The following is a 6,141-nucleotide window of genomic DNA, read 5'->3' as shown; positions in this document are numbered from 1 at the left end:
CGGCGCCGCCCTGGTGGAGTCGCCGATTGTGGACCGTGGCCCATTGCGCCCACACCCATCGGGGTCGCGGCCGACGCGGCCGGGGTACCCGCGGCTACGGGGGCATCACCGCGGCAGTGCCGTGCTTGTCGATCAACCGCGTCATCAATGGTGTGTGGACCAAGGACCCACCGGCACCGCCGAACCAATCCCGACCGCAACCGCTGCCGGCATCTCCGGCGCAACCCGTACGACATCAGTTGCTCCCTTGCCCTCACGTGCGATTCAGGCGGCATCCACTGCGGTCGACAAATCCCCGCCGCGCTAAGGCCTATTACTCGGGCAGCTAAGCCTCGATCCACCGATCGGATCTCCTCTCACAAACTCCATACAGTCGAACAATTCCGCGCGATTGGGCAACAGCTAGCACAGCCGATCACGACACAGTCAGGGGTCGTCGACGATCGCTCGTGCAATGGATACGCGCCAGCACGCTACGTTAGTCCTTAGTCAATTTGGCCTATTTGCGCAATCCTGTCAACTGTTCTTAATTCTTTATTTGGGGAATTTGTTGGTGTCTGGAATTCTCTGGTTATTGAATTGCGGCGCCTCGGATGAATGATATTCATCGTGTTCGGATTTGCGGCTCTTCGTGAGTCGGAGTGCAGCGGCGGCCTGGCGGATATCCACGTGAAGGTTTCGTGTGGTTGATCTGACCTGACTTTTATCACCCTAGTGTTGCGTATCATTGAAACATTTATGTATGTTTTGCTGGGAAAATTGTCGGGTGCATGTGGCCCGGGCGTCGCGGTTGCGCGGTAGTGATCGGTCGAGATTGGAAGCGTTGACGAGGGCGCCGACGGTGCGCGCGGGGCTGGCGGCGGTGTGCCTAACACTGAATCGCCGAACGAATCGCTACGTCGCACCCAACCGTGCCCAAATGGCGGGGACCGCTTCCGGGATTCGGGAGTTGACCCGCCCGATGATGATGCGCGACCGGGACGCAACCCCGTGATCGATGCTGTCGCCGTGCGGTCGCCGTGCTCGCGGAGACGTTGGCCAACAAGGGAAAACCGTCAATATATTTGGGGCGACACATGGGTTGGCGCGGTTGATGGCCGCTCGGTTGGGGACCTCGTTCGCCTCGGTGGCCCAGATCTGGCGCAAGTGGAGCATCCAGCCACACTGAGTGGAAACGTTCAACTTCTCTGCGGACCCCGAGCTGGAGGCCGAACCGCGTGATGTGGTCGGACGCTACCTGGACTCGTCCACCGGGGCGGTGGTGGTCAGAGCCGATGAGAAATCTCGGGTCCAGGCACCGGATCGCACCCAGCCGATCCTGCCGTTACGCGCTGGGATTCCCGAGTAGCAGACCCACGCCTGCGTCCGCTATGGCAAAAGTCAGAGCCAAGTCAAGACCGAAAAAGTTCAGTAAACAGAGAAATACAGAGCTCCTAATTCCTCAAATGAGGAATTAGGTAAAATTTGTCGAACCAACACCAATCAAGTACAGTCTATTCTCTCGCGCGTGGGCCTTTCGATCCAGTTTTCGAGGATCTAATCGCGGTAATGTTGGGACGCCGACTCGATGGAGGCGTGCAGTTTCGCGAATAGGTCCGCCGGACTTGGGGGGCGTGCCGTGCTCAAGCACTGGCGTTCCGAACACGCCGAATTAGAAGTTGACAAAATGCCGGATCCGCTACGCGAATAGGCTGTGTGATACTAGGCTCGATTTGCCTGCGATCGAAAGGTCGCCGAAATTCAACCGAAAGGGAAATAATAGTGTCGTTCGTGCTTGCAGCGCCCGAGGTAATAACGGCTACGTCTGCGAATTTGGCCGGTATCGGCTCGGCTCTTCAGGAGGCAGCCGCGGCGGCTGCCGGCCCCACCACCGGGATCGCCGCCGCCGCCGCCGATGAGGTTTCCATCGCTGTCTCGCAGCTGTTTGGCACCTACGGCCAGGAATTTCAGGCTCTCAACGCCCAACTGGTGGCGTTTCATGACGAGTTCGTGCGCCTGTTGAATGGTGGCGCTGCGGCATATCTCACCGCCGAGGCCGCCAATGCTGGGCAGATGCTGGCGAAGGCAGTTGAGGCGCCGCGGACGAATAGCGGCGCGGCCTCACCGTTGTTCGACCAGATCGTCGCGAGCGTACCCGGGCTGCAGGGGCTCGAGGCGGGCGTGCTGCCCACGCTGGTGGCGCCCCGCGCGGCCGCTGCCGCACCCGGCGGCGCCTACCAGCAACTCTTTGCCAACACGGCCACCAACCTGCAAGCCCTCACCAGCGACTGGGCTGCTCATCCGTTCCCGCTCCTGAGCAAGATCATGGCCAACCAGGAGATTTACCTAGCGCAGACGGCCATCGCTGCCGGCAGCGCCATCCAGAACTTGCCCGCCGAGTTGGCGAATTTGCCTGTGGCCGTCCCGGCTGCCCTGCGGGAACTTTTAGCCTTCAACCCCGGACTTCATGTGCAGCAGTTCATCACCACACAGACCGGTTTCGCGCAGACCATCGGCACGGAGCTGAACGACGCGACCAACGAGATCACGGCCGGGCTGCCTCGTTACGAGGCGGAGCTTCGGGTGGCCTACCGACACCTGGAGGCAGGCGAGTACACCGACGCGGCGGTGGACCTGGCGAAGGCTCATGCCAACCTTTTCGTCACCGGAGCCGAAGCCAACAACGTGAGAGTGACCATTGACGGTTTGTCGGTGCGCATCTCGACGAACGTCACCCTGCGTGGCCCACTTGAGCACCTCTTCACGATCGCCGGCGTCCCCGGACAAGAGGCGCAGTACCTCACCGACCTGATGCCTCCGGGCTCCATCCCCAGACAGATGTCGCAGAACTTCACCAACGTGTTGAACACGCTCAGTACTCCCGGTATCTCGGGGAGCATTGCGGTGCATCTGTTACCGGTCGGCGCAGAATTCAGCGCTTTCTTCGGGCTGCCGTTGGCGCTAGGTTATGCGGCGGCGGGTCCGCCGGTTGTCACCTTCCACGCGCTTGCGACCAGCGCCACGGCGATCGAGCACGCCATGGCCACCGGGAACGGTCTAGCAACACTTGGTGCACTCATTGATGCTCCAGCCGTTGTGGCCAACGGGTTCCTCAACGGGCGAGAAATTATGGATTTGACAATTCCGGTGTCAACCGGTCTCCCATCACCGCTCCCGACAACGGTATCGATCGTGCTGCACATGCCCTTCGACGGGATTCTCGTCCCGCCACACCCCGTTACGGCGACGATAGACGTGCCTGGTTTCCCCTTACCGGGTTTTCCGGTTGACCTAACCATCGGCGGCACGCCTTTCTCAGGAATGGTTCCGCTGCTGGTGAACTACCTGCCACAAGAGCTAGCGAAAGCAATTACGCCCGCAGCGTAGCCGGCACAATTTCGTTCAGCACTACCACGAAATCGGCCGCAAATACCGAGGCGTTCAACTCCGGCATAGCAGCTGACTTTTATCACCCTGGTGCGCGCCGTCGCCGCCGTGGATGCTGGCGAGGGCGTCGGGTGCGGGTTCGGCCGCGGCGAGGGCCTGCAACTGCCCGTCAGGTTCTCGGAGACGCCGGTGGATGTAACTGTTGTCGTGCGTAGCCTCGAGCAGCTGGCGAAGCGACGCGAGGTCGGGAATCTGTCGACGTCTACGACGTGGTCGCGGCCAGAGAACTCTACGGCGTGCTGGCTCAGGGTGCGACCGCAAGGGCGTTGTGGAGTAGCTCAGCGACGCGCCGCCAGTACAGCCAGTCGGCAATGGCGGCGCGCTGTGCGGCGAAGTCGACCGCGGTCTGCGCCTCCCCGAGAATGACTTCGTGGGCGTGGGCGGCGTAGCTGTGGAACGCGCTCAGGTGTGCGCCGTCACGACCTTCGGCCTCGCTGGTCATGGGTATGAGAACCTCGAACCACAACGCGGGGCGTCGATCAGCCAACAGGTTGACATCCACCGGAGGTGGCGGCAACAGGTCGATCAAATGCCCATCACTGGTCGCTGCCAACAGGTCGGCCGCCACTGGATCCACCACCTCTAACCGGGATCGACCGGTCATTTTTCCGGTGGCCGGGATGTCGTCCGGTTCGAGCACAATCTTGGGCACGCCAGGATCGGAAGTGGCCAGAGGCTCCTCGGTGCCGATCACCGCGCGCAGCTGGGTGTTGTGATGGGCTGCCCAGCACTGCACGGCTATCACCGGGCGGGTCGCCCAGCGCGCCCGCTCGCTAGCTGGGATCGCCTCGTCGGCGCTGGCCATCTCCACCAGCTCCGGTAGCTGCACCCCATCGGGAATGTAGGCCACCCCATAGCTGTTGGCCACCACGATCGCGTCGTCGGTGGTCACGGCGGTGACCCAGAAGAACCCGAAATCGCCCCAGCCGCCCACATCGGCCGCGTTCAACGCCGCCGCGATTCGCCGCGCCAGGGTCAGCACATCAGGTTCATCGGTGCTCGGGCGAGCGGTCGAGGCTGCAGCGATCGCGTCGCGTTCGGCGCGCGCCGCCGAAACCGGGATCAGCGCCCGCTCACCGCCCCCCTGCACTTGCGGGTACGCGGGCAAACCCGCGCCCACAGCCGGCCGCATCTCCGCCACCGCTCCGCTGGACCATCCTGGTGTTGTGGTGGCGGGCGGCCCACCCGATACCACGCGCCCGACCGGAGCAGCAGCACCCGAGCCTGGACCCGCGGCGGCGCCGCCCGGTGGGGTCGGCGCGGTCGACATCGTGGGGACCGCCGACATGGCCGGCGGCACCGGCGCCACCGGCGCCACCGCCGGCGCCGGCCCGGCCGGCGAGCCAGCCGCAGCGGCCGGCGAGCCAGCCGCAGCTGCGGTCTCCTCGGACAACGATGAACTCTCTACAGGTTCTGAGCCCAAAAGCGGTGGCTTCTCCTCCGACTCGTCCTGCTGATCGACGGATCCAGGCCGAGCTGTTGGCGGCCGCTTCGACTCCTCCGAACTCATCGGGGCCACCGACCTCCCCCCTGGGGCGTTCGGCTCCGACTCAGGAAAGCCATTAGGAACAGCCGCCGGAGATGTCGGAATTCCCGCAGCTGGTGTTTCACCCGGCGGCGACGGCGGGGTGGCAGATGCCGCCGCACCCGGGGTTGGCCGAGGGGCGTCAGGTGGCGTCGCCGCCGGGGTTGGCTGGGGGGTGTCAGATCGCCTGGCGTTCGCGGTGGGCGCTGTGGTCCCGAGTAACTGTTGCGAGGGGTTGGGCAGCGATTGGAAGAATGATGGCGGTGTGAGTGGCGTGCCGTCGGGGAGGGCATTGATAACCGCACTGGTGCTTATCTTCGGGAACATTTCATCTGGGATCAGGGCCAGGCCGGTCTGCATCGCCTCCGCAATGGTGGTGACCATACCGACGTTCGCCTCGTGCACCGCAACGATCAACGCCGCGATCTCGGCGGGCGCCTCGGGGTCAACCTCCACAGTTTCCTCCAGGAGATCTATCTCCACTTCAGCCGCCACCACGACGTCGCAGATCTCCTCCTTGATCGACATGACCAACGCGGCCATGTCGAGGTACCAGAGGTACACCGAGCGGAGTTCCGCTACCAGTCTCTCTATCCGCGAGCTGACGTCGAGGAGCTTGGAGTGGGCGGCGTTGGCGGCGTCGCCGGACCAGACACCACCCTCGAAGATCTGGCGCATCTGCTGCAGGCAAGTCGAGTGCACGTCGGCGAGTTGTTTGTGCACCAAAATGTAATCCTTGGCCTGGTCATACAAGTCGTTCTCATCGACCTCGGGCCACCCGCCAGGGTCGAGCATCAACTCAGCGTAGGGACTTTCCGGCTTCTCCACGCCCATCGCCTACTCGCCTCCCAGGGTCTGAGAACCCCGTTCGGGCACGCCTGTCGGGTAGCTAACAGCGCCCTGTTGAACGGCGGTGGGCTCCCGCTGCTCCGCTTCGACGACCGCGGTCGCCGCGGTTTCAACGCCTTGTCGCAGCAGCGCGTCTGCGATGCGCAGCTCGGTCCGCCCATGGAGCCCGATCCTAGTGACCTGAACAGTCCGGGCTTCGGTTGTGGCCGTGCAGGATTCGGCTTTCATCCCGTGTAGCGATTCGCCCAGGGTCGACTGAAATCTATGCGCCGGCGGCAACACTTCAGCCACCCGCTCGTATCTCACGGAGCAGACTGGCGATCCTCGCCGCCGAGTCGCTG

Annotated in this window: 4 protein-coding genes; 2 read left to right on the top strand and 2 right to left on the bottom strand. The window is 63.5% G+C overall.

The window, feature by feature from the left end; translation table 11 throughout:
- Positions 1–1,168 precede the first annotated feature (1,168 nt).
- The gene (locus tag F0Q45_RS23625; RefSeq protein ID WP_149656215.1) at positions 1,169–1,348 is read left to right on the top strand and encodes a hypothetical protein; all 180 of its coding nucleotides are present in this window, start codon (positions 1,169–1,171) and stop codon (positions 1,346–1,348) included.
- 413 nt (positions 1,349–1,761) lie between these two features.
- The gene (locus F0Q45_RS23620; protein WP_149656214.1) at positions 1,762–3,366 is read left to right on the top strand and encodes a PE family protein; all 1,605 of its coding nucleotides are present in this window, start codon (positions 1,762–1,764) and stop codon (positions 3,364–3,366) included.
- 304 nt (positions 3,367–3,670) lie between these two features.
- Here F0Q45_RS23620 and F0Q45_RS23615 read toward each other — a convergent pair whose 3' ends face one another.
- Together F0Q45_RS23615 and F0Q45_RS23610 are read right to left on the bottom strand one after the other, a co-directional pair.
- Positions 3,671–5,785, bottom strand: a complete 2,115-nt coding sequence (locus F0Q45_RS23615) for a hypothetical protein (RefSeq protein WP_149656213.1) — start codon at positions 5,783–5,785, stop codon at positions 3,671–3,673.
- 3 nt (positions 5,786–5,788) lie between these two features.
- The coding region (locus tag F0Q45_RS23610) for a hypothetical protein (RefSeq protein ID WP_223163943.1) at positions 5,789–6,141 on the bottom strand (353 nt) is incomplete at its 5' end.

It is taken from the genome of Mycobacterium simiae, assembly GCF_008370645.1.
Taxonomy (GTDB): Bacteria; Actinomycetota; Actinomycetes; order Mycobacteriales; family Mycobacteriaceae; genus Mycobacterium; species Mycobacterium simiae_A.
The sequence above is the reverse complement of the archived record's forward strand: the minus strand, read 5'-3'. Positions and strand labels throughout refer to the sequence as shown.